This is a genomic window from Brevibacterium spongiae (genome assembly GCF_026168515.1).
Classification (GTDB): domain Bacteria; phylum Actinomycetota; class Actinomycetes; order Actinomycetales; family Brevibacteriaceae; genus Brevibacterium; species Brevibacterium spongiae.
In genome coordinates this window covers 842,147-866,361 of record NZ_CP093443.1, presented here as the reverse complement: position 1 = coordinate 866,361, position 24,215 = coordinate 842,147, and the positions used below count along the sequence as shown (strand labels likewise).

16 protein-coding genes and 2 rRNA genes are annotated in these 24,215 nt (G+C 62.6%); 10 read left to right on the top strand and 8 right to left on the bottom strand.

Annotated elements, in window-relative coordinates; all coding sequences use genetic code 11:
* Window positions 1-306 precede the first annotated feature (306 nt).
* From L1F31_RS03790 to purQ, 9 genes are all read left to right on the top strand, one after another.
* Window positions 307-2,070 carry an amidohydrolase gene (locus L1F31_RS03790; protein WP_265419360.1) on the top strand — a complete coding sequence of 588 codons (1,764 nt, stop codon included), beginning with the start codon at window positions 307-309 and terminating at the stop codon, window positions 2,068-2,070.
* Between the two features lie 15 nt (window positions 2,071-2,085).
* Window positions 2,086-3,315: an ABC transporter ATP-binding protein gene (locus L1F31_RS03785; RefSeq protein ID WP_265419359.1), complete on the top strand. Its 1,230-nt coding sequence runs from the start codon at window positions 2,086-2,088 to the stop codon at window positions 3,313-3,315.
* A gap of 1 nt (window position 3,316) precedes the next feature.
* Window positions 3,317-4,480, top strand: coding sequence for a polyamine ABC transporter substrate-binding protein (locus L1F31_RS03780; RefSeq protein WP_265419358.1), 1,164 nt, complete (start codon window positions 3,317-3,319; stop codon window positions 4,478-4,480).
* Window positions 4,477-5,460, top strand: a complete 984-nt coding sequence (locus tag L1F31_RS03775; RefSeq protein ID WP_265419357.1) for an ABC transporter permease — start codon at window positions 4,477-4,479, stop codon at window positions 5,458-5,460. The genes L1F31_RS03780 and L1F31_RS03775 overlap by 4 nt, the downstream gene beginning before the upstream one ends.
* Window position 5,461: 1 nt before the next feature.
* Window positions 5,462-6,325 carry an ABC transporter permease gene (locus L1F31_RS03770; RefSeq protein ID WP_265419356.1) on the top strand — a complete coding sequence of 288 codons (864 nt, stop codon included), beginning with the start codon at window positions 5,462-5,464 and terminating at the stop codon, window positions 6,323-6,325.
* Window positions 6,322-6,504 (top strand): hypothetical protein, encoded by a 183-nt coding sequence (locus tag L1F31_RS03765; protein WP_265419355.1) that lies wholly within the window; start codon window positions 6,322-6,324, stop codon window positions 6,502-6,504. The genes L1F31_RS03770 and L1F31_RS03765 overlap by 4 nt, the downstream gene beginning before the upstream one ends.
* A gap of 26 nt (window positions 6,505-6,530) precedes the next feature.
* Complete coding sequence (locus tag L1F31_RS03760) at window positions 6,531-7,952, top strand: NAD(P)/FAD-dependent oxidoreductase (protein WP_265419354.1); 1,422 nt, start codon at window positions 6,531-6,533, stop codon at window positions 7,950-7,952.
* 103 nt (window positions 7,953-8,055) lie between these two features.
* On the top strand, window positions 8,056-8,313 hold the full coding sequence (gene purS / locus L1F31_RS03755; protein WP_265419353.1) for a phosphoribosylformylglycinamidine synthase subunit PurS: 258 nt from the start codon (window positions 8,056-8,058) through the stop codon (window positions 8,311-8,313).
* Complete coding sequence (gene purQ / locus L1F31_RS03750) at window positions 8,310-9,050, top strand: phosphoribosylformylglycinamidine synthase subunit PurQ (RefSeq protein WP_265419352.1); 741 nt, start codon at window positions 8,310-8,312, stop codon at window positions 9,048-9,050. Before purS ends, purQ begins: the two co-directional genes overlap by 4 nt.
* A 123-nt stretch (window positions 9,051-9,173) precedes the next feature.
* On the opposite strand, the gene L1F31_RS03745 is transcribed toward purQ, so the two are convergent.
* The 5 genes from L1F31_RS03745 to L1F31_RS03725 form a co-directional block, all read right to left on the bottom strand.
* The gene (locus L1F31_RS03745) at window positions 9,174-9,950 is read right to left on the bottom strand and encodes a hypothetical protein (RefSeq protein WP_265419351.1); all 777 of its coding nucleotides are present in this window, start codon (window positions 9,948-9,950) and stop codon (window positions 9,174-9,176) included.
* A 481-nt stretch (window positions 9,951-10,431) separates the two neighbouring features.
* The gene (locus tag L1F31_RS03740) at window positions 10,432-11,649 is read right to left on the bottom strand and encodes an IS30 family transposase (protein ID WP_265419350.1); all 1,218 of its coding nucleotides are present in this window, start codon (window positions 11,647-11,649) and stop codon (window positions 10,432-10,434) included.
* A gap of 181 nt (window positions 11,650-11,830) precedes the next feature.
* The gene (locus L1F31_RS03735) at window positions 11,831-13,525 is read right to left on the bottom strand and encodes a hypothetical protein (protein WP_265419349.1); all 1,695 of its coding nucleotides are present in this window, start codon (window positions 13,523-13,525) and stop codon (window positions 11,831-11,833) included.
* A gap of 437 nt (window positions 13,526-13,962) precedes the next feature.
* Window positions 13,963-16,173, bottom strand: a complete 2,211-nt coding sequence (locus L1F31_RS03730) for an ABC transporter ATP-binding protein (RefSeq protein ID WP_429860943.1) — start codon at window positions 16,171-16,173, stop codon at window positions 13,963-13,965.
* A 1-nt stretch (window position 16,174) separates the two neighbouring features.
* Window positions 16,175-17,908, bottom strand: coding sequence for an ABC transporter ATP-binding protein (locus tag L1F31_RS03725; RefSeq protein WP_265419348.1), 1,734 nt, complete (start codon window positions 17,906-17,908; stop codon window positions 16,175-16,177).
* Between the two features lie 219 nt (window positions 17,909-18,127).
* Here L1F31_RS03725 and L1F31_RS03720 point away from each other — a divergent pair, with 219 nt between their 5' ends.
* Window positions 18,128-19,255 (top strand): DUF6882 domain-containing protein, encoded by a 1,128-nt coding sequence (locus L1F31_RS03720; protein WP_265419347.1) that lies wholly within the window; start codon window positions 18,128-18,130, stop codon window positions 19,253-19,255.
* A gap of 67 nt (window positions 19,256-19,322) precedes the next feature.
* Here the strand turns inward: L1F31_RS03720 and L1F31_RS03715 are convergent, their stop codons facing one another.
* From L1F31_RS03715 to L1F31_RS03705, 3 genes are all read right to left on the bottom strand, one after another.
* Window positions 19,323-20,408 carry a DoxX family protein gene (locus L1F31_RS03715; protein ID WP_265419346.1) on the bottom strand — a complete coding sequence of 362 codons (1,086 nt, stop codon included), beginning with the start codon at window positions 20,406-20,408 and terminating at the stop codon, window positions 19,323-19,325.
* A 156-nt stretch (window positions 20,409-20,564) separates the two neighbouring features.
* Window positions 20,565-20,683, bottom strand: a 5S ribosomal RNA gene (gene rrf / locus L1F31_RS03710).
* Window positions 20,684-20,884: 201 nt separating this feature from the next.
* Window positions 20,885-24,002: ribosomal RNA gene (locus L1F31_RS03705) — 23S ribosomal RNA — on the bottom strand.
* Window positions 24,003-24,215 lie beyond the last annotated feature (213 nt).

The window sequence follows — 24,215 nt, the reverse complement described above, 5'->3', positions numbered from 1 at the left end:
GCCGCACGCCCTGCGGAAAACGCACAGCGCGACACTGATTCAGCGGCCACCGGTGCAGCCGAGTAGAAATAGTTCAGCATCAGCCGTCTCAGCCAACGAAATTGGTGGAATTCGCCTCTGCCATCGACTACTGTTCTTCAACAGTGACGCGCGCCACAAATCGTGGCGGTCACTCGACGGGAACGAACGGGTAACGGCTGAGCGGAAGCTCTTCTGGCCCCGACCGCCCCGCCTTAGAATGACAGCCTGCGGAGCACGTCCATCGTGATTCCGCCTGATCTTCGACAACGCAGTCGGGAGGCAGCTTTGGATATCGACATCCTCGACGTCACGATCTTCGACGGGGACTCGATCCGGCCGGAGAATCGGGTGAGCATCCGCGACGGCCTCATCACCGAGCTCGGCACCGGCCCCGCACAGTCACCGGCGGATCGAGTCATCGCCGCCACCGGCCGCCTCCTCACCCCCGGCTTCGTCGACGCCCACGTGCACACGACCTTCGGCGGGCAGGAGTCCCTGGCCTGCGATGTCAGCGGCGCCGACGGCCTCACCGAGACCCTGAACATGATCCGTGACTACGTCGCCGCAACGAACGCAGAGAACCCCACCTCCGCCGAGGCGGACGCCACCGATATCCCGGATCCCACGAACTCGCCCGCCCCCACTGCCAACTGGGTCATCGGCGGCGGATGGTCGATGGCCGACTTCCCCGGCGGCAACCCGACCGCAGACCTCCTCGATGCCGCCTGCCCGGACAGGCCGGCCATTCTGCTCAGCGCCGACCACCACTCCGCATGGGTGAACACTGCGGCACTGACCATCGCGGGACTCGACGCCACGACTACGGCACCGGCCGGCGGCGTCATCGTCACCGACTCCCACGGCACTCCCACCGGATGTCTGCACGAATCGGCGATCGACCTCGTCTCCGCCCACGTACCCCCAGCCTCCGACGCCGAGGTCCACGCGGGTCTGCTCGCCGGGCAGTCCTACCTCAACTCCCTCGGCGTCACCGCGTGGATGGACGCCATCGTCGGTGACTACGGCGGGCACCGCGACCCCTATGACACCTATGTCCGCGCCGCCGCCTCGGACGATCTTCACTCCGAGGTCGTCGGCAGCCTGTGGTGGCCGCGCGAGGTCACGGACATCGACGCCGAGGTGGCCGAACTGACCGCTCGGGCCCGCACCGAAGGACGCTTCCGCACCACCTCGGTGAAGTTCATGCTCGACGGCATCGTCGAATCCCGGACCGCGGCTATGAGCTCGGAATACTCGTGCACCTGCGGCGGCCGCGGCACGAGCTACTTCACGAAGGACCACCTCGAAGCCTCGTTCGCCGCCCTCGATCGGGCCGGTTTCGACATCCACTGCCATGCGATCGGCGATGCCGCGGTCAGGGCCGCCCTCGACGCGTTCGCGGCGATCGGTTCGCCCCGCGCCGACGCCCGTCACCACATCGCCCACGTCCAGGTCGTCGATCCCGTCGACGTCCCCCGCTTCGCCCAGCTGGGTGTCACCGCGAACCTGCAGGCTCTGTGGGCCTGCTATGACGAGCAGATGATCGACCTCAACCTCCCCGTCCTCGGCGACGAACGCACAGGGTGGCTCTACCCGTTCGGCTCCTTCGCCGCCGCCGGCACTCACTTGGCGATGGGCTCGGACTGGCCGGTGTCGACCGCGAACCCCTGGGAGGCGATCCACGTCGCCGTCAACCGTTCCCATCCGGGCGCCGCCGACACCTCACCGCTGCTGCCGGAGCAGGCCCTCGACGTGGAGACCGCACTGCGCGCCTACACCTCGGGCTCGGCTCACCTGCTGCGCTCCCGCTCCAACGGCGGCATTCGCCGCGGCGAACCGGCGAACCTCGCTCTGACCAGTGCGAACCCCTTCGAAGTCGCTCCCGGCGAGATCGCGGCCATCACGAACGACCTGACCATCTGTGCCGGCCGGATCGTCCACGACGCCCTGCCGGCGCAGGCACCGACACTGCCGCCGCAGGCACGAACGCAGGCACCGCCGCACCGGCCCACGCCGCCGCCCGCTCCCACCGACTCCGCTCCCGCCTGAGACGAAAGGCCCACCATGACCAGCACAGCGACCGCAGAGACGACACCCGCCGCCGGACTCGACCACCTCGAGATCCAGGGTGTGAAGAAGGTCTTCGGCGACAACACCGCCATCGCCCGTCTCGACCTGTCCGTCCACCGCGGTGAGTTCCTCTCCTTGCTCGGCCCGTCGGGCTGCGGGAAGACGACCCTGCTGCGGATGATCGCCGGCTTCGAAACCCCCACCGACGGGGCGATCTTGCTCTCGGGCAAGGACATCGTCTCGCTGCCCCCGCACCGGCGTCCGGTCAACACTGTGTTCCAGTCGTATCTGCTGTTCCCGCACATGAACATCGCCGACAACATCGCCTACGGGCTCAAGCAGGCGAAGGTGCCCAAACCCGAGATCGCCCAGCGTGTGCGCGACGTGCTCGCCCTCGTGCAGATGGAGGACTTCGCCGGGCGCAAACCCGAGCAGCTCTCCGGCGGTCAGCAGCAGCGCATCGCCTTGGCCCGCGCCCTCGTCAACCGACCCCAGGTCCTGCTCCTCGACGAACCGATGTCCGCACTCGACCGGAAGCTGCGCGAGGAGATGCAGCTCGAACTCAAACGCCTCCACACGAAGCTCGACACGACCTTCGTCTTCGTCACCCACGATCAGGACGAGGCGTTGGCGATGAGTGATCGCATCGTCGTCATGTACGACGGCGTGATCCAGCAGATCGGTTCCGGTGAGGACATCTACGCGAACCCGCACAACGGCTTCGTCGCGGGGTTCATCGGCAAGCAGAACTTCATCCCCGCCGAGGTGGCCGCCGCCGAATCCGGGTCCGTGACCCTGCGGACGGCGAACGCCGTCCTCTCCGCACCGACGACTGCTGCCAAGCCCGCCACCGCAGCCGGGGAGGCCTACGAACTCCAGGTCGGCGACAGGGTCCGCGCGGCCATCCGCCCCGAACGGATGACCGTCGGACCCGCCCGGCAGGGTGAGCAGGCGACGAACACCGCGCGCGGGCGGGTCATGTCGTATTCGTTCCTAGGCGATGTCATCCAGTACATGATCGTCGTCGGCGACAACGACGAGATCCTCGCCCGCGTCCCCGCCGCCGGGCGGGAGATCTTCTCCGCCGACACCGAGGTGGAGCTGAGTTGGGACGCCACCGCCGTCGCCGTCTACTCCGGGGACACCGGAACCACTGCCGGGCAGACCGGAACCTCTGCCGGAGAATCCGGATCGCTCGGTTCCGACCGTGAAGGCGGTGCCTGAGATGGCGCGAACGAGACCCGATGTGACATTCCTGGCTCCGCGGGCCGCCTCGGAGAGGTTGTCCCGGCGAGCGCTGTTGGCCGGTTTCGGCGTGGTCGGCCTCGGTGCGCTGAGCGCTTGCGGGAAGACCACGAAGATGGCCGCGTCCCCGGCCACCGACGGAGAGCTCGAATCGAAGCTCAACCTCTACTCCTGGGGTGACTACGACAATCCCGAACTCATCGAGGCCTTCAAATCGAAGTACGACGTCCTCGTCCAGGTCGACGCCTACGGGTCGAACGAGGAGCTCGTCGCGAAGCTCTCGACCTCACGCGGCACCTCCGGCTATGACGTGGTCGTGCCGACGGGGTCGAACATTCCGCAGATGCTCGAACACGATCTGCTCCAGGAACTCGACCTCAGCCTGATCCCGAACTTCGAGCACATGGACCCGAACTTCACGCATCAGTACTTCGACCCCGACAACACGTACTCGATCTGCAAGGCGTGGGGCACCACGGGGTTCGTCTACAACACGACGAAGATCGACCGGGAGCTCACGAGCTGGCAGGACTTCCTCGACACCGCGCAGAAGGAAGCGGCCGGCACGACTGCGCTGCTCGAGGACCCGTGGGAGGTCTCAGCGATCGCCCTGGCCGCGCTCGGCTATGGTCTCAACACCGAGGACGAGGGCGAGCTCGACAAGGCCCGGAACATCATCGTCGATGAGCTGGCCCCGAACGTGAAGGCCTACGTCGGCAACGCCGCCACCAGCATGATCCAAGGCAGCTTCACCCTGCTGCACGCCTACAACGGCGACGCCCGGCAGGGTCTGACCGAGGTCAAGGATCCGGAGAACTGGAAGTTCGTCTTCCCGACCCCCTCGGCGAATCTGTGGATGGACTGTTGGGCGATCGCCACCGGTGCTCCGCACCCGGATTCGGCGCACGCGTTCATCAACCACATGATCTCTCCGGACACCGCCGTCGAGCAGCTCGACTACATCGGCTACCCGATAGGGACGAAGGGTCTGGCAGAGCAGGCGAAGAAGGCCGATCTCGACGAACAGGACCTCATCTTCCCCGCGCAGAAGGTCCTCGACCGCCTCGAACCGAGCAAGCAGACTCCGGCCGATCAGATCCGGACGAAGATCCTCACCGACGCCCAGGCCAGGAGCGGAGCATGAGCACTCAGCCACGACCGGAACAGTCACGACCGCAGCAATCACGACCGACGCAGTCACGGCGTCAGAAGTCTCGGCCGCAGAAGCCGGCGACGAAGTTCTTCGGCGCCGCAGCCATGTCGTTCCCAACGTGGGCCTATGCGCTGTTCTTCTTCATCATTCCCCTGGCGCTGGTCGTCTTCTACAGCTTCGGGTACAAACCCGACCAGTTCACGGCCATCGCCACCGACCACCTGTCCTTCGACCGGTACCCGGAGGCGATGAGCTCCAGCTTCGTCTCGACGTTCTTCGCGACCCTGCGCATCTCACTGCTCGGCACCCTGCTGTGCCTGCTCATCGCACTGCCGTTCGCGTACTGGCTGGCGATCAAGGTCGCACCCGCCCGCAGGTCCCTGGCACTGGCGTTGGTGATGGTGCCGTTCTGGACGAACTTCCTGGTCCGCACCCTCGGCTGGCAGATCATGCTCTCCCCCGACGGGTTCCTCTCGAACTGGATGCAGAGCCTCGGACTGCTCGACGGACCGCTGGACATCCTCTACACCCGCTCGGCGGTGCAGATCGGCGTCGTCTACAACTATCTGCCGCTGATGATCCTGCCGCTGTTCGTCGCCATCGACGCCTCGGGCAAGAAGCTGCGCGAAGCCAGCTACGACCTCGGTGCCGGGAAGGTGAAGACGTTCATGCGGGTGACGCTGCCGATGGCGATGCCCGGAGTCGTCTCCGGGTGCCTGCTCGTGTTCATCCCACTCAACGGCGACTACGTCACGGCGACCGTCCTCGGCGGGGCGAGCGGGTCGATGGTCGGTCAGCTCATCGCCAACCAGTTCAACACCGCTCAGAACTGGGCGGTCGGTGCGGCCATGGCGATGATCCTCATCATCTCCACTCTGGTCGTCGTCGGGATCGGCTTCGCCCTGCTCAAGCTCGGGCAGGCGATCACGGCCAGACTCAACAGTGTTCCGCTGCACGACGGGAGGGCCTGAGATGCCGAAGAAGAACACGTTCGCGCGCCGGACACCGACCGATATCGCTCTGCACGTCTGGGGCATCCTCGTCTTCGTCTACCTCTTCGTGCCGATCGCGGTGATCATCGCCTACTCGTTCAACAACGGCAAGGTGCTCGCGAACTTCCACGGCTTCGGCCTGCACGCCTATATCAGCGGCATCAACAACGACATCATCGTCTCCTCGATCGTCACGAGCCTGCAGGCCGCGGTGGGCACCGCGATCGTCTCGACGATCTTCGGCACCCTCGGCGGGGTCGCTCTGGCCCGAGCCCGCAAGGGCGCCTGGTGGGCGCTGGGACTCACGGCGATCCTCGGTCTGACCTTGGTCACCCCCGAGATCGTCGACGGCATCTCGTTCCTGCCGTGGTTCGTCACCGTCGGCGTCGATTGGGGCATCACTCCGCTCAACAACGGCCTGGTCAGGCTCATCATCTCCCATGCGATGTTCTCCATGGCGATCGTGACGTTCATCGTCCGGGCCCGGCTGGCCGGAATGGACACCCAACTCGAGGACGCCGCCGCGGACCTCGGAGCGACCCCGTGGAACCGGTTCAAGGACATCACCCTGCCGATCGCGGCCCCCGGCATCCTCGCCGGTGCGCTGATGTCGTTCACCGTCAGCCTGGACAACACGATCCTCTCGAGCTTCGTCCAACAGCCGGGCTACACCCCGTGGCCGGTCTACATTTTCTCCGCCGTGCGTGTGGCCCTGCGCCCCGAGGTGGCCGCGATGTCGACGGTGATGTTCGTGCTCACCCTCGCCGCCCTCGGCTTCGTCGGATTCGTCCTGCGCAAGGCCGGCGGCAATACGACAGAGATCATCAAGACGATGGCCGGATGATGCCCACCCACGCCCTCGCCGAGGATGGGCCCGGGTTCCAGCCCTCCCCGCGCCTCGGGGAGGGCCTCGAGTGCCGTCCCACCCGCACCGAGGTGGCCCATCAGTCCCGCACCACCTGCCCCTGCCGTCTGGCAGAGTTCACACCACCAGCACCTGCCGCCCGGCAGAGTTCGCGCTAACCGCACCAGCAAGAAAGTGAAGTGACATGGACGTGCACGCCGCACTGGCCGAGGCATCGACCGTTCCGTTCTGGCTCGACTCCGATGAGCGCCCCACCCCGCTGCCGCCCCTGACCGAAGACTGCGAGGTCGACCTCCTCATCGTCGGCGGCGGGTTCACCGGGCTGTGGACGGCTCTGCAGGCGAAGGAGCGGGATCCTGACCGGCACGTCGTCCTCGTCGAGGCGAACACGATCGGGTGGGCCGCCTCGGGGCGCAACGGCGGTTTCTGCGCGGCCAGCCTCACACACGGCTATGACAACGGGAAAGCCCACCTGCCCGATGAGAACGAGCGTCTGGCCCAGCTGGGTCGGGAGAACCTCGACGCCATCGAAGCCGCTGTCGCGAAGTACGGGATGGACTGCGAGTTCGAACGCACCGGTGAGCTCGACGTCGCCACCGAGGACTACCAGGTGGCCGAGCTGCGGGAGGCCCACGATCCGGACGCCGGCTTCATCTTCTACGACCAGCAGCAGCTGGCGCAGATCGTGAAGTCACCGACCTACAAAGCTGCGCTGTGGGATTCGCGAGAGGTCGCCCTGGTGAATCCGGCGAAGCTGTGCTGGGAGCTGCTGCGGGTCGTCCGCAACCTCGGTGTCGAGGTCTTCGAGGGCACGAAGGTCACGGATGTCCGCGACGCGAAAACCACTGTGCGGGTGCAGACCCGGGTGACCGCTGAGACGATCGAGGACTGCGCGACCGCCCGTTGCAGCACGATCACGGCGAAGCGTGTGGCGCTTGCGACGAATGTCTTCCCGTCCCTGCTCAAGCGGGTGAGCCTGCACACCGTGCCGGTCTACGACTACGCGCTCATGACCGAACCGCTCAGCGATGAGCAGATGGCGGCGATCGGTTGGGAGGGCCGGCAGGGCATCGGCGACTGCGCAAACCGATTCCACTACTACCGGCTGAGCGCGGACAACCGGATCCTCTTCGGCGGGTGGGACGCCGTTTACCACTTCGGGCGGCAGATCTCGTGGAAGTACGATCAGCGGCCGGAGACCTTCGAGACCTTGGCCGAGCATTTCTTCGCCACCTTCCCACAGCTGGAGGGACTCAAATTCACGCACAGATGGGGTGGCCCGATCGATACGTGTTCGCGGTTCTTCTCGTTCTTCACCAGCGCGTATGGGAAGAAGGTGGCGATGGCGGCGGGATTCACCGGTCTCGGCGTCGGTGCCTCCCGGTTCGCCGGGACCGTCATGCTCGATCTGCTCTCCGGAGATTCGACCGAGCTCACCGAGCTCGAAATGGTTCGGAGACTGCCACTGCCGTTCCCGCCCGAACCCGCCGCGTGGCTGGGCATCAAGGCGACGACGAACGCCCTGATCAAGGCCGATGAGAACGCCGGCAAACGCGGCCCGCTGCTCAAGGTTCTCGACGCCGTGGGCATGGGCTTCGACTCCTGAGTCCGGCGAGCGGACTGCGGGCCGGGGCGCACGCCATGCTTGATAGACTTTGGGCGAGCGCGGGAGGAACTCCCGAACACTTTCACAAAGGAGCAGAACACGCATGGCACGTGTCGTCGTTGAGGTGATGCCCAAACCCGAGATTCTTGACCCGCAGGGCAAGGCGATCTCCGGCGGGCTGACTCGCCTCGGCTTCACCGGGTTCGGTGAGGTTCGTCAGGGCAAGAGGTTCGAACTCGAGGTCGCGGGCGAAGCCACCGACGAAGTGCTCGCCCAGGCGCGCGAAGCCGCGGAGAAGCTCCTGTCGAACCCGGTCATCGAGAATGTCGTGGCCGTGCGGGTGGCCGAGGACGCATCGTGACCGCTGTGGCCGATGATCCCACCCTCGCCGAGGCGGGGGCTGAGTCCGGAGTCTCCGTCGGAGTCGTCACGTTCCCCGGAACACTTGATGACCGTGACGCGGCCCGTGCCGTGCGTCTGGCGGGTGCGAACCCGGTGAACCTGTGGCATGCGGATTCGACGCTGTCCGGTGTCGACGCCGTCATCCTGCCCGGCGGGTTCTCCTATGGCGACTACCTGCGCTGCGGCGCGATCGCCGGTTTCGCCCCGATCATGGAATCGGTCGTGGCCGCGGCGAATGCGGGCATGCCCGTGCTCGGCATCTGCAACGGCTTCCAGATCCTCTGCGAATCCCACCTGCTGCCCGGTGCGCTCATCCGCAACGACCACCAGCATTTCATCTGCCGCGACCAGGACCTCCTCGTCGAGAACGCAGACACCGCCTGGACCGGCGACTATGAGCAGGGCCAGACGATCCGCATCCCGCTGAAGAACGGCGAAGGCGGATACGTCGCCACCGACGAGGTGCTCGACGAGCTCGAGTCCACCGGTCGCGTGGTCTTCCGCTACCAGGGATTCAACCCGAACGGCTCTCTGCGCGACATCGCCGGCATCACGAACGAAGCCGGCAACGTCGTGGGTCTCATGCCCCACCCTGAGCATGCAGTCGAGGCCGGATTCGGCCCTGAGGACGGCGGCGGTATCGACGGTCAGGGATTCTTCTCCTCGGCCGTGCGCACACTCGTCGCCAAGGGCTGAGTCGACTACTTCGTTTCCAGCCGAAGACACCTCAGGCCCCGAGCCTCGGTTCCAAACCGAGCTCGGGGCCTGAGCTGCATTCACGGTCGATCCATGCGGCCGATCGGCTCCCACCGACCGCTCTCAATCCTTGATAGTGAACGTTCCCTCGGACTTGAGGTCACCGCATTCAGTCATGACTGCGTATTCGCCTGTGTGGTCCTCGACCCCAGCCGGAGGCACCACGTGCACCGATGCGGATTCATCCTCGCCGACCAGCTGCGACTTCTCCTTCAACACCTTATTCGGTGCGTCCTTCTTCGCCACCTTGAAGTTGGCCGTGCTGTCGGCCGGACATTGCACCACTGTGAGATCGATTCCAAATTGTTTGAAATCGGCGACTGTCAGCTCATCGTTGTCGATGATGACGTCCCCATCGGCGGAGGCACCGCGATCGCCTTCCACCACGTCGATGCTTGCGGGGAACTCCTTTTTCCTCTCACCGTCTCGCTCCACTGTGACGGTGAAATCGACAGTGGTGTCGGCTTCGGGCTCCCTGTCAAACATGATCGAACCGTCATAGGGGCCGTCTTTGTCCACTCGATCGATCTCGTCGGTCAGAGTATTGGTGACGATGTCTCCCTCTTCCAATGAATCAATGGTGTATTGAATCCCGCCGAAACTCGAAAACCCCATCGGATTCATATACGAGTATTTGAGTGCAAGGCTGGCCTCGACTGGATTCGACTCTTCGCCCGAGTCTCCATTCTTGGCGCTGTCGTCCTGCGCATCGGCCGCTGGGACTGCCAGAGCGGCGTTGCTGGAATCAGTGTGATCGTGTCCGGCGGCCGCCGCGGGACCGGCGGTGAGAGCGGAGAGGCTGATTGCTGCGGTAGCGGCGAGAGCGAGTGTCTTCTTCATTGTGATCATCCTTCTTTCGGCGTTGAAATTCTGTTGACCGGTGATTCCGTATTCGGTTATGCCAACGACGATACGAACCGAGGACGACGCTTGTAGAGTTCTGATCATTGTGGTCATGACAACTTCGAAACAGAGATCTTATGCCCATGTGATGCCAACGCGACCTGTTGAATCGTACGTTGAGACGACGTTCAGAGTCGGATTCCATTCGGAGCCTCAACCTCGCCGAGGCGGCTTCATCGGTCCAGGTCAACACGGTCGTTCGAGCTCGTCTGCGCCAGAGCGCAATGATCATCCACGCACGCCCACTCATCTGTGCACAGGTCATGATCAGATTGCCGATCACATCGTCATCAACCCGCAGGATTCAGCAGGGGCAATTGTTATCGGCAGTTTCGGTGGTTCCCGGGAGAACAAGCGTTCGACGAGATGCACGTCAGCGCGCATGCAAACTCGTTCATCAACGTTTTCGGCGGCGGATTCAAGCTATCGTTGCAACACCTGTCGAATCGTCGTGTTCGTTCAATAGCTTAGCCAGGGCCTCGGCCGGTGTCTTCCAGCCCAGCCGTTTCCGGGGTCGGGCGTTGAGCTCAGCAGCGACCATATCGAGGTAACCCGACCCCCACTGGCTGAGGTCAGTGCTCTTCGGGAAGTACTGCCGATACAGCCCGTTGGTGTTCTCATTCGTTCCCCGCTGCCAAGGCGCATGCGGGTCACAGAAGTAGATATCAAAACCCGTGGCCTCAGCGATGCGTACATGTTCAGACATTTCACTGCCCTGATCCCAGGTCAGTGAGCGCTTCAACTCGGCCGGCAGCTGCGCCATCTTCGCGATCATCGCCTCGGCCACTGCGTTGGCTGTGTGTGACTCAGGCAGATGCAGCAACATCGAAAACCCCGTGGCACGCTCGACCAGAGTCCCGATCGCTGATCCCGATTCGACTGTCCCCAGGATAAGGTCGCCTTCCCAGTCGCCCGGCACGGCCCGGTCCTCGACCGCCTTGGGCCGGTCGGCGATGTTGACCATGTTCGGGATCCGTCCCCGCCGCTCCTGACTGGTTCTGCGCGGTTTACGCAGGCTGCGGCCCGTACGCAGATGCTTGACCAGTTCGCGCTTGAGTCCGCCTCGGCCTTGGACGTACAGGGACTGGTAGATCGTTTCGTGCGACACCCACATCTCCGGATCATCGGGGTAGTCCACGCGCAGTCGTGACGCGATCTGCTCGGGACTGTGGTTCAGTGCCAATCGTGCCTGCACCTCACGGCGCAGGGCAAGATTGGTAGTCAGCTTCCGGTCCCGGTGCCGATGGCGTTTCGCATCAGCGTCTTCCTGGGCGATCCTGGGCCGATAGGCCGGTCGGGAGGGTCTGACGTGTTCCGGGGCGCGTGCGGCGCGGCGCAGTTCGCGACTGATCGTTGACGGGCTTCGATTCAAACGCTCAGCGATTGCTCTGACGCCCAGCCCCTGACCCCGATAAACCGCGATGTCTTCACGGTCATCGATGGTCAGGAACCGGGTTGGGTGACCATAACCGATTGGTGGTTTCACACCTCCACGATGGCGAAACCACCGCCGAAGGATCGATACCGACACGCCCAATACCTCGGCGGCCTCTTCGACGGTCAATCCTGTCCTGATCAGGTCCCAGAATTGGGCCTCGACTGTTCTGGGCAGGGAACGGGGTCCGGGACGGGCCATGGCAACATCCTCCTCACTGGAGGTGTTGCGACGACTCCTTGAACCCAAGGGCAAGAACGCGACACAGATCGACCCCGGCGCTCGACGTTGAATCGAGGGCCGGGGCCGATCTCTTCCTCCAGGACCGGTTCGCGCCGTCGGGCCGGGTGGAGTCACCAACCCGACGGGTCGCCGGTCACTGTCAGCTCTTGTTCTTCCGACGTGCCACGGTGATAGCTGCGGCGCCGCCGAGGATGAGCAGTGCTCCGGCAGTCAGACCGGTGAGTTCAGCACCGGTGCGCGGCATCGACGAGCCGCCTCCGGAACTTCCCGCCTCACCAGAATCTCCGCCGTCTCCACCACCGGATTCGTCACCGGTGACGACGAACTTTCCACTCCCGGGGATATCCATGCAGCTGGTGTGCACGTTGTAGGTGCCGACGTAGTACGCAGGATCATCACCGAGGCCGTAGACCTGGACTCCGGCCGTGCCTTCGTCGTTGGCCGTCGCCGTCTGCTCGTAGAGCTTCTCGCTCATGTCCTCGGAGTACACCTCGAACTGAACGTCGGCGTCTGCGGCACAATCGGTGACGGTCAGCTGCACGCCTTTGTCGCGGTTGATGAAGTCCTGTCCGGAGAGTCGTTCTGGCTCGATCGACAGCTTCGGATCGACGACGCTGCCGTCGTCGGTGACGGTGAAGGTGGTCTCTGCTCTCTTGTCACCGCAGGATGCCGTGACGAGATATTCGCCTACCCATGCGGCTCCTCCATCGCCGTCTGGTGTGAATTGCACGGATCCGGCCGCATCTTCACCGGCCTTCTGAGTCTCGTCCCAGATCACGGTGTCGGGGTCGTCCTTGGCGCTCACTTGGAACGTCACGTCAGAATCGACGTGGCAGTTGACCAGAGTCATGTTGACCCCGTTCTCGAGGAAGTCCTGCAGCTTCTGAGATTTCGGCGTGACGGTGAGATCCGCATCCGCCTCAGCTTCCTCGGTGACCGAGAACGTCGTCTCTGCGGTCTCATCGCCGCAGCTCGCGCTCACGACATAGTCGCCGATCCAGTCCTCGCCGCCCGTTCCCGGCACGAAGGTGGTGAACCCGGCAGCATCCTCACCGGCCATCTGGGTGTCCTCCCAGATGGTCGCGTCCTCTCCCTTGCGTTTGACGGTGAAGGTGACTTCTTCATCCATCGTGCAGTTGGCCATTGTGATGCCGACGCCGTTGTCGAGGAACGTGTCGAGACCCTGCGTCTTGGGATCGACGCTGAGCTCGGCATCGGAGCCGTCATCGGCTGCGGTGATCTCCACACTGCCAGTGAAGGTCTTCGACTCCCGCCCGTCTCGGGCGACTGTCACTGTGACCTCGAGGGTGTCGCCCGCTCTGAGTTCGGTGTTGCCGCGAAGCTCGCCGTTGAACGTTCCGTCGCTGTCGACAGTGATGGAGCCGTTCCCGCCGGGTCCGGCGGTCACGGTGTCTCCGGCCTTGAGACCGGTGATGGTGTACGGGATCGCTTCAGCCGCCTCGTCGACGGTCATCGTCGCCTTGTCGAGGGAGAACGACGCCTCGATCGGTGCCGAGTCCTCGGTCGGCTCGTCCGAACCGTCGTCAGGGTCGGCCGCTTCTTCACCGTCACCAGGGTCCGTGGCATTCTCGTCGCCGCCGGGATCGGTGGCATCTTCGTCCTCTCCCGGGTCGGTGGACGCGGCGCCCTCACCGGGGTCCTCAGGTGGCGTCTCGGTTCCCGGGGGGTCCGCTTGAGCGTCGCCTGCTTCTCCCGCAGCTTGGACGTCTGCCGTTTGAGGTGCCGTGCTGTCATCTGCCTGTGCGGCCGCCTGACCCCACCCGCCGAGCGAGAGAGCCAGGGCGAACGCTGCCGCCATTGCCAGCCGTTTCATGATGGTCCTTCCAGAGTTCTGGCCGGTTGCCGTCTTCAGTTGTGGCTCGGACATTACGCAGGTGACGACGGACACACGACTTTTGGTCATTTAGATCATGACAGAAGTGATATTGCTGATTTGCCGAATGTTTATCACTTCGCAACTCTCGGCTCTCACCGTTTGACTGCTGACCGACTGTAACCGGCGTCCGGCTGAAGCCTGACCAGGGCAAGCGACAGTCGTCAAGCCGATTGGAGCCGACTGTCGACCAGCCGGAACTTTGTCACGGAATCATCGATTTCGACATTTCCGGCTGAAAAAACGTTATGCGGGAATTCCGTCTGCGGGGAGGGAGTTGTGCCGGTGCGACACAGCTGTCGACGTTGCAGCTTCTCGTGAATGCGCCGCGGGGTCCCCGAGCTTGAGCTCGAGGACCCCGCGGTTTCATGGCGTTTCTACTGCTGCGGCGTCGGACCGGTTCTCGACGACGACTCCGCGTCTCCGTCCGAACCGGCCGTGTCGTCGGCAGCAGAACCGCCGCCGTCCGAATCTGCCTGGCCGCCCGAGGCCGCCTCGCCGTCACCGGCTGCAGCATCCTCGCCGCCATCAGCGACATCGGTCTCGGCGTGCGCATCGGCGTCCGTCGCGGCGAGCACCTCAGCATCCGTCTCGGCGAGCACTTCGGCGGTGAACTGCTCTTCAGCGTCCTCACCGCGGAACTGCGACATGTAGAGGCGGTAGTAGGCTCCCTTGTCCGCGAGCAGCTCCTCATGGTTTCCGTGCTCGACGATCGCGCCGTCTTCCATCACGAGGATGGTGTGGGCATCGCGGATCGTCGAGAGCCGGTGGGCGATGACGAACGATGTCCGATCGGTTCGCAGCGCTGCCATCGCCTGCTGCACGAGCACCTCGGTGCGGGTGTCGACCGAGGAGGTCGCCTCATCGAGGATGAGCAGCGACGGGTCGGCCAGGAAGGCGCGGGCGATGGTGATGAGCTGTCGTTCACCGGCGGAGACGCTGCCTCCGTCGGAATCGATGACGGTGTCATAGCCGTCAGGCAGCTGCCGGACGAACCTGTCGACCATCGTCGCCTTCGCTGCGGCGATGACCTCGTCGTCGGTGGCGTCGAGCCGACCGTAGCGGATGTTCTCGGCGATCGTGCCTTCGAACAGCCACGCGTCCTGGAGCACCATGCCCACGTGCGAACGCAGATCGGCGCGACTGAGCTCGCGGACGTCGATGCCGTCCAGGATGATCGTGCCGCCGGTGATCTCGTAGAAGCGCATCACGAGGTTGACCAGGGTCGTCTTGCCTGCGCCGGTGGGGCCGACGATCGCGACCGTGTGGCCGGGTTCGGCGGTGAATGACACCTTCTCGATGAGCGGGGTCTCCGGAACATAGCGGAAACTGACCTCGGAGAACTCGACCTTGCCCGGAGTCCGCGGAGGTAAGGACTGGCGCACCTCGTCAGGTTCCTCCTCATCGGCGTCGAGCAGTTCGAAGGTGCGCTCGGCCGAAGCGACTCCGGACTGGAGCATGTTCGCAACGCCGGCCATTTCGGCGATGGGCTGCGAGAACTCGCGGGAGTACTGGATGAACGCGGTCGCATCGCCGAGCGTCATCTGCCCCGTGGCGACTTTCAAGCCGCCGGCGACGGCGATGAGCACATAGCTGAGGTAGGACACGAACTGCATCGACGGCATGATCATGCCGGAGACGAACTGGGCTCCGGCCGATGCCTTGAACAGCGATTCGTTGCGGCGGTCGAACTCTTCGAGCATGACCTCGTCACGGCCGAAGGCCCGGACGATGTCGAGTCCGGAGAACGACTCTTCGACGTGTCCGTTGACCTCACCGGTGTGCTTCCACTGCGCTTTGAACATCTTCTGCGACCGGGTGCCGATGACTCCGGCGATGATCGCTGACAACGGCAGTGCGATGAGTGCCAGCAGCGCGAGCTGCCAGGACACGATGAACATCATCACGCCGATGCCGATGATCGTCAGCGCCGATTGCACCAGCTGCGAGAATGCCTGCTGCAGCGCCTGCTGGATATTGTCGACGTCGTTGGTCACTCGAGACATCACGTCGCCGCGCTGCCTGGTGTCGAAATACCGCAGCGGCAGGCGATTGATCTTTCGTTCGATGTCTTCACGCAGCCGGTAGACCACGCGCATGACGAGTGCGTTGAGGATGTATCCCTGCGCCCACATGAGCATCGAGGCCACGAGGTACATGAGCAGGACGATGATGATGATCTGCCCGAGTGCCGTGAAGTCGATGCCCTGTCCGGGCACGACATCGGCGGTGGAGAGCATGTCGGCGAAATCGTCGCGGCCTTCGGCCCGAGCACCGGCGATGATGTCGTCGATGTTCGCCCCGGCCGGCAGCTGCGCGCCGATGATTCCCGAATAGACGACGTCCATGGCCTTGCCGAGCACCTTCGGTGCGATGACGGTGAGGACGACGGAGCCGACGACGAGCGCGACGACGTTGATCAGTCCCATCTTCTCGCTGGCCATCAGCCCGAAGAGGCGTTTGACCGAGGGCCAGAAGTGCTTGGCCTTGCGCGGAGGAGCACCTCCGCTCATCTCGAGTTCTTCACCGCTGGGAATGTATTCGTCGTCCGAGGACACGACGGTCTCGGTCGAGGTGTCGTTCGTCATGTCAGTTCACCTCTTCCGTCGTCAGCTGAGATTCGATGATCTCGCGGTAGGTGGAGTTGGATTCGGCGAGTTCCTCATGGGTGCCGCGTCCGACGATCTTGCCTGCTTCGAGGACGATGATCTGATCGGCGTCACGGATCGTCGAGACTCGCTGGGCGACGACGATGACGGTGGCATCGCCCGTCGATTCGTCGAGTGCCGCGCGCAGACGCGCGTCGGTGGCGACGTCGAGGGCGGAGAATGAGTCGTCGAAGACGTAGATCTGCGGTTTCGCGGTCAGCGCCCGAGCGATGCACAGTCGCTGCCGCTGCCCGCCGGAGTAGTTCGTGCCGCCTTGGGCGACGCCCTGATCGAGCTGGTCCTCCTTGTCGGCCACGAAGTCATCCGCTTGGGCGATGCGCAGAGCTTCCCACAGCTCGTCATCGGTGGCCTGGTCATTGCCGAAGCGCAGGTTCGAGGCGATCGTGCCGGAGAACAGGTAGGGCTTCTGCGGGACCAGTCCGATGAGCTGCGCCAGTTGGTGGCGGTTGAACTCGGTGACGGGAATTCCATCGATGAGCACCTGTCCTGCCTGCGGGTCGATGAGGCGGGGAACGAGGTTGACGATGGTCGATTTTCCCGCGCCTGTGGAGCCGATGATCGCCGTCGTCGTGCCCGGCTTCGCGGTGAAGTTCAGTCCCTCGAGGACGGGAACCTCGGCACCGGGGTAACCGAAGGTGACATTGCGGAACTCGAGTTCGCCTCGGCGAGGGAGTTCGTCGACACCGTCCGGAATCGTCATGGTGGTGCGGGCGTCGAGGATTTCGGCGATGCGTTCGGCGCAGACGACGGCGCGGGGGATCATCATCATCATGAATACGCCCATCATCACTGCCACGAGGATCTGCAGCAGGTACTGCAGGAATGCGGTCAGCGAACCGACCTCCATCTGGCCGGCGTCGACGCGGTGTCCGCCGAACCACAGGACTGCGGCGGTGGCCAGGTGGAGGATCATCATGATCGCGGGGAACATGAGGACGAAGAGGTTCCCGACCTTGACAGAGGTCTCGGTCAGGGCGCGGTTGGCGTCGGCGTAGCGGTCGGTTTCGAAGGGTTCGCGGACGAACGCACGGATGACGCGGATGCCGGTGATCTGTTCGCGCAGGACGCCGTTGATGTCGTCGACCTGTCCCTGCATGCGGCGGAACAGGGGCATGAGGAGGTAGACGAGGATGGCGACGACCACGAAGAGGACGGGCACGGAGACCCAGACGAGCCACGACAGGCCGACGTCCTCACGCAGGGCCATGATGATTCCGCCGATGCACATGATCGGAGTGGAGACCATGAAGTTCAGTGTCATGAGCACAAGCATCTGGACTTGCTGCACATCGTTGGTGTTGCGGGTGATGAGGGTCGCGGAGCCGAACTTGGCGACCTCGAGCATCGACAGGTCGTCGACCTGACGGTAGATGGCGCGCCGCAGGTCCCGTCCAACACCCATGCCGGTGCGCGCACCGAAGTAGATCGCGATGATCGCGGTGATGACTTGGACGAAGCAGACGAGCAGCATCGTCATGCCCGTCGACCAGATGAAGTCGGTGTCGCCCTTGGCCACACCTTCGTCGATGATCCGGGCATTGAGGCTCGGCAGGTACAGGGCAGCGATGGTCGAAGCCAATTGGAGGATGACGACGAGAACGATGAACAGCCAATAGGTTTTGGCATATTTCAGGGACAGGCGGAGTAAAGCCACGTTGAACGTCCTGAGTGAAGAGTGACTGATAGATGAGTCGTGAGACTTGCGAAGCGCAACAGGCTATCTTACATGTATTCCCCTTCCAGCGATAGATGGCCGACGTCACTCGGAATTGCCCGTCGGCGTGCTGTCGCTCAAGCACACCATGCGGCACTGACACGACCGCTCCACCGCGTGCCTCCTCGATTCTCGTGCGCTCCGGCATAGGCTGGAATCATGAGCTCAACTCTGCAGGACCTGGTCAATCGCGCCGTCTTCTACTCCACCGAGGTGCAAACGCATTTCGGTGGGCTCATCGCCGATGCCGAATGGGAAGTCGACTTCGGTGCCGACCCGCACCTGACGTTCAGCTCCTCCGACGGTGTCGTTCTGCGCGCACGACCGCACCTGCTCGGCTCCGAATCGAGCCGGGACAAGACCTGGCTGTGGGGTTGGGAGAATGTCAACGACTTCCCCGAGGCAGTCGTCGGTCTGTCCCATGAGGTTCGCAAGTTCGGTGCCGCCGAGGAGGTCGCTGAGCTCACGACCGCCGAACTCGACCTCGATGAGGAGTTGGCGCTGCGCCTGACTCTCGCGGCGAAGGAAGCGACCGGCAAGTGGGCGCACTACCCGGCCGGTGCCGGTGCCGGCACGACCGTGTGGCTTCTCATCGAGTCCCCCGAGATCACCTTGCCGGAACCGCAGGTGAAGGTCTCCGTCCGCGCGTTGATGCAGGGTCTCACACAGACGACGGTCAGCGATCATCGCGCCGCCATCGACGCGTACGTGGCAAAGCGCGGAATCCCGGTCCGCGAGCTGCCGGACGGCGGCCTGCGGATGCTGTTCGCTGACGGTTCGGCTGACTTGTCATTCGATTCCGAGCGACGCATCTCCAACTGCGATATGAATACTCCGCTCGAGGGCGAAGCCGCCGAGCAGTTCGCGGTAGCAGGGCACACGCCCGCCGAGGCGACGCCGAGCACACCGACACCGTCTGCAGGTGCGTCTGCCGACACCCGACCGGCTGTGCAGTCCTCCCCTGCCGGGTCGGCGACGACGCCGTCCCCCGCCGAGGCGGCCCCCACCTCCGGCGCGGGCGCGGACTCCGCGACAGGACCCGGTTCGAGGGACTCGGTTCGCGAAGAGCCTGCCGCACCGTCGGCAGAGGAACACTCCCCCGCCGACTCCGTCCCCGCCGAAGAACCAGCTGCCGATGACTCGGTCGACTCCGCTGCCGCAGAACGGGCGGCTGCGGAGCCTCAACCGCAGTCTTCCGGTGAGGACGAGCACAAGGCCGAAGAACCATCGGCCAAGGAAGACAAGCCGAAGAAGAAGGGCCTGTTCTCCAAGCTGTTCGGACGTTGATTCGAGCTGTAGACACCAAAGTTGTGGGCCCGCAGATCTCTGCGGGCCCACAGCTGTCTTTGGTGTCCTACCGGTTCACCGGCGCCTCCGGTCCCCATCGGAATCCGCGGTCGAAGAGGAACCGTCGTTCTTCGTCGCTCTTGATCGTCAGTTCGCTGTCATCGACCTTCAGGGAGTAGGTGCCGTCACCGATGTCCTCGTAGTCGAACTCGAGTGTGCCTGACGCGTCGCGTATGAGCGTCTGGGCGCCTTCTCGGATGGGATAGAGCTCCGCGGTCAGTGATGATCCGTCGACGCTGTACAGGCCGTCCTGGAAGTCGCCGTCGGCGTAGCGGATGCTCATCCGTTTGCCCTTGCCTGAGCCGACTTGGCCGAAGGCGATCTGGGTGATGTCGTCCGTCGTGTGGCCGGTGCCGTCGATCTTCGCCGGCTCTCCTTCGGCGGTGACTGTATAGACGCCCGAGATCTCTTCTGGTCCACTGGTGCGGCCCCAGCCGAAGCTCAGCCCGGAGGCCACGCCGCTGCCGACGATGATGACGACAGCGAGGGCTGGTGAGATCCAGCGGGTGATGCGTACGAAGGTGCGGTTGCGCCAGATGAGCCCGCTGACGGCCGGTCCGACACTGCGGCCGAGCAGGAACTTGGCAACGCGCGGGACATTGGGAATGAGCAAGATGAGGCCGACCAGGGCCATCGCGCCGGACAGCTGCTTGACGGGTACGTCGAAAGTCAGGTTGAGCAGGAACACGACACTCATGTCCAGAGCTGCGATCAGGGCGCCGAGCCAGGCGGTCCGGCGGAAGAGCAGGAGGATGACGGCGATGAGCTCGGCAAGGCCTGCCAGGAGCTGCACTGTGGGAGAGAACGCCATGAAGCGCCACAGCAGTCCCATAGGACTCATCTCTCCGTATTGGACGATCGCGTCGGCATAGTCGGCATAGCCCATCTGCACGTGGAAGACCTTGGTCCATGCGTATGGCAGGAGCGATACGGCAAGTCCGATGCGCAGCAGCCAATGGAGCGCCCACAGCACTCCGAACAGCCGAGGGCGGTCACTGCCGGAGGTCTCCGCCGCTGAGCCGATTTGGGGATTGTGGGGAATGGATTCTGATGGTTCGGAAGCCGATGATGTGTCGGTCTCAGTAGTCGTCATGGATTCCACATTACCGACAACATTGCATGTTGGAACTGTGGTTTTCCCGAAGGCGTTGTCGGGTGATCCCATGAGAGCACAAAGGGATGAATGCAAAAAAGGAGAGTGTGGGACACAACCCCTAAAAGGTTGTACCCCACACTCTCCAAAAGAATATTGCGGCAGTCACTTACTCTCCCACAACCACCAAGTTGCAGTACCATCAGCGCGCATGGGCTTAGCTACCGGGATCGGAACGGTTAACCGGGCGTTTCCCCACCACTATCACCACCGCAAAACCACACAGACCACCACCACACACCCCACAAGAGGGGTTATGGGCGGTAATGGTCCAAGAACCGCACAGCGAACGCGAACACCAAACAAAAGGCTACATAACACGCACCCCGTCAGGGGTGAAACAATCTTGTCAACACTCTCTTATATGTGTGACCACAAACAAACTCCACGCACACCACCCCAACCAAATAGTTAGAGTGAGTGAGTGATCGGTGTATTAGTACCAGTCAACTCCACACCTCACAGTGCTTCCATACCCGGCCTATCAACCCCATCATCTATAGGACACCTCTCCCGTGCAAAACACGGATGGAAATCTCATCTCGGAGCAGGCTTCCCGCTTAGATGCTTTCAGCGGTTATCCATCCCGAACGTAGCCAACCAGCCATGCTCCTGGCGGAACAACTGGCACACCAGAGGTTCGTCCGTCCCGGTCCTCTCGTACTAAGGACAGACCTCCACAAATTTCCTACGCACGCAGCGGATAGGGACCGAACTGTCTCACGACGTTCTAAACCCAGCTCGCGTACCGCTTTAATGGGCGAACAGCCCAACCCTTGGGACCGACTCCAGCCCCAGGATGCGACGAGCCGACATCGAGGTGCCAAACCATGCCGTCGATATGGACTCTTGGGCAAGATCAGCCTGTTATCCCCGAGGTACCTTTTATCCGTTGAGCGACCACGCTTCCACAAGCCATGGCCGGGTCACTAGTCCCAGCTTTCGCTCCTGCTCGACACGTCCGTCTCACAGTCAAGCTCCCTTGTGCACTTACACTCGACACCTGATTGCCAACCAGGCTGAGGGAACCTTTGGGCGCCTCCGTTACTCTTTAGGAGGCAACCGCCCCAGTTAAACTACCCATCAGGCACTGTCCCTGAACCCGATCAGGGTCCGAAGTTAAGGAATCCACTATGGTCAGAGTGGTATTTCACCGATCGACTCCACATGATCTAGCGACCACGCTTCAACGTCTCCCACCTATCCTACACAAACCACACCGAACACCAATACCAAACTATAGTGAAGGTCTCGGGGTCTTTCCGTCCTGCTGCGCGTAACGAGCATCTTTACTCGTAATGCAATTTCGCCGAGTTCGTGGTTGAGACAGCAGAGAAGTCGTTACGCCATTCGTGCAGGTCGGAACTTACCCGACAAGGAATTTCGCTACCTTAGGATGGTTATAGTTACCACCGCCGTTTACTGGGGCTTAAATTCTCCGCTTCACCCACAAGTGGGTTAACAGGTCCTCTTAACCTTCCAGCACCGGGCAGGCGTCAGTCCGTATACATCGACTTACATCTTCGCACGGACCTGTGTTTTTAATAAACAGTCGCTTCTCTCTGGCCTCTGCGACCACCACCAGCACATCCAGGAGCAAGTCCTGTTCACCGGGATGGTCCCCCTTCTCCCGAAGTTACGGGGGCATTTTGCCGAGTTCCTTAACCACGATTCTCTCGATCACCTTAGTATTCTCTACTCGACCACCTGTGTCGGTTATAGGGTACGGGCAACACACACCCTCACGTCGATGCTTTTCTCGGCAGCAGAGGATCACCAGATCACCCCACCAATGTGGGGCGCCCATCAGCTCTCACACACTTGTGGGGACGGATTTGCCTACCCCCACGTGCTACAACCTTAGACCGTGACTACCATCGCACGGCCTGGCTACCTTTCTGCGTCACACCTCACGCTTACCGACTCCACACTCAGGTCCCCCACTCAGTCCCAACCACAGACCCGAAGGTCTGACGGGGACATCACAGGGTTAGTATCGTGTGTTTTGGTACTGTCGGTTGTGTGTCGGTACCAGAATATCAACTGGTTGTCCATCGACTACGCCTGTCGGCCTCGCCTTAGGTCCCGACTTACCCAGGGCGGATTAGCCTAGCCCTGGAACCCTTGGTCATCCGGTGGACGGGTTTCTCACCCGTCTTTCGCTACTCATGCCTGCATTCTCACTCGAATCGCCTCCACCACTAGTTCACACTGCAGCTTCACCGGCAACTCGACGCTCCCCTACCCAACACCACACCATTACGGCTATTCGTGGTGCTGCCACAACTTCGGCGGTGTACTTAGCCCCGCTACATTATCGGCGCTCAATCACTTGACCAGTGAGCTATTACGCACTCTTTCAAGGGTGGCTGCTTCTAAGCCAACCTCCTGGTTGTCTTCGCAACTGAACATCCTTTCCCACTGAGCACACGCTTAGGGGCCTTAGTTGATGGTCTGGGCTGTTTCCCTCTCGACAATGAAGCTTATCCCCCACTGTCTCACTGCCACGCTGAACCTTGACTGGCATTCGGAGTTTAGTTGACGTCAGTAACCCGGTGGGGCCCATCAGCCATCCAGTAGCTCTACCTCCAGCAAGAACCACGCAACGCTGCACCTAAATGCATTTCGGGGAGAACCAGCTATCACAGAGTTTGATTGGCCTTTCACCCCTAACCACAGGTCATCCCCTCCATTTTCAACTGAAGTGGGTGCGGGCCTCCACGCGCTCTTACACACGCTTCACCCTGCCCATGGCTAGATCACTCCGCTTCGGGTCTAGGACACGCGACTCATACGCCCTATTCGGACTCGCTTTCGCTACGGCTACCCCACACGGGTTAACCTCGCCACGCACCGCTAACTCGCAGGCTCATTCTTCAAAAGGCACGCCATCACAGTCATCTAGATACTGCTCTGACGGATTGTAAGCACATGGTTTCAGGTACTCTTTCACTCCCCTCCCGGGGTACTTTTCACCATTCCCTCACGGTACTATTCCGCTATCGGTCATCAGGAAGTATTTAGCCTTACCAGGTGGTCCTGGCAGATTCACACGAAATTCCACGAGTTCCGTGCTACTCGGGCACACGCACACTGACAGTCGATCGATGTTTCGTCTACGGGACTCTCACCCACTCCGGTCCTGTTTCCCACCAGGTTCGACTACACCCACACACTGACAGACTGGCCATGCTGGACCAGACCATGCGAACCCCACAACACCGTGTACACAACACCAGCACGCTTGACACGCACACGGTTTAGGCTCATCCAGTTTCGCTCGCCACTACTCCCGGAATCATTGTTATTTTCTCTTCCTGCGGGTACTGAGATGTTTCACTTCCCCGCGTTCCCCCCACATGCCCTATATATTCAGACACGGGTCACCACCCTCACGAGTGGCGGGGTTCCCCCATTCGGACACCCTCGGATCAACGCCTGTTTATCGGCTCCCCGAGGCTTATCGCAGATTTCCACGTCCTTCATCGGCTCCTGATGCCAAGGCATCCACCATGCGCTCTTAGACACTCACCACACCCCTACACAAAGGTCGGGTTGATGGGCGTGCGCGAAACAATTGTCTTTCAATCACACAAGATGATGACAAGAAAAATCACATTACATAACACCACAACCCACAAGAGGGTTGCAGCATTGATGCTCGCGTCCACTATACGATTCTCAAACCACTACCAAACACCCACCACCCGCGCCAGCATTCCTGCTGCACGGATCCTGGGGTTGGTC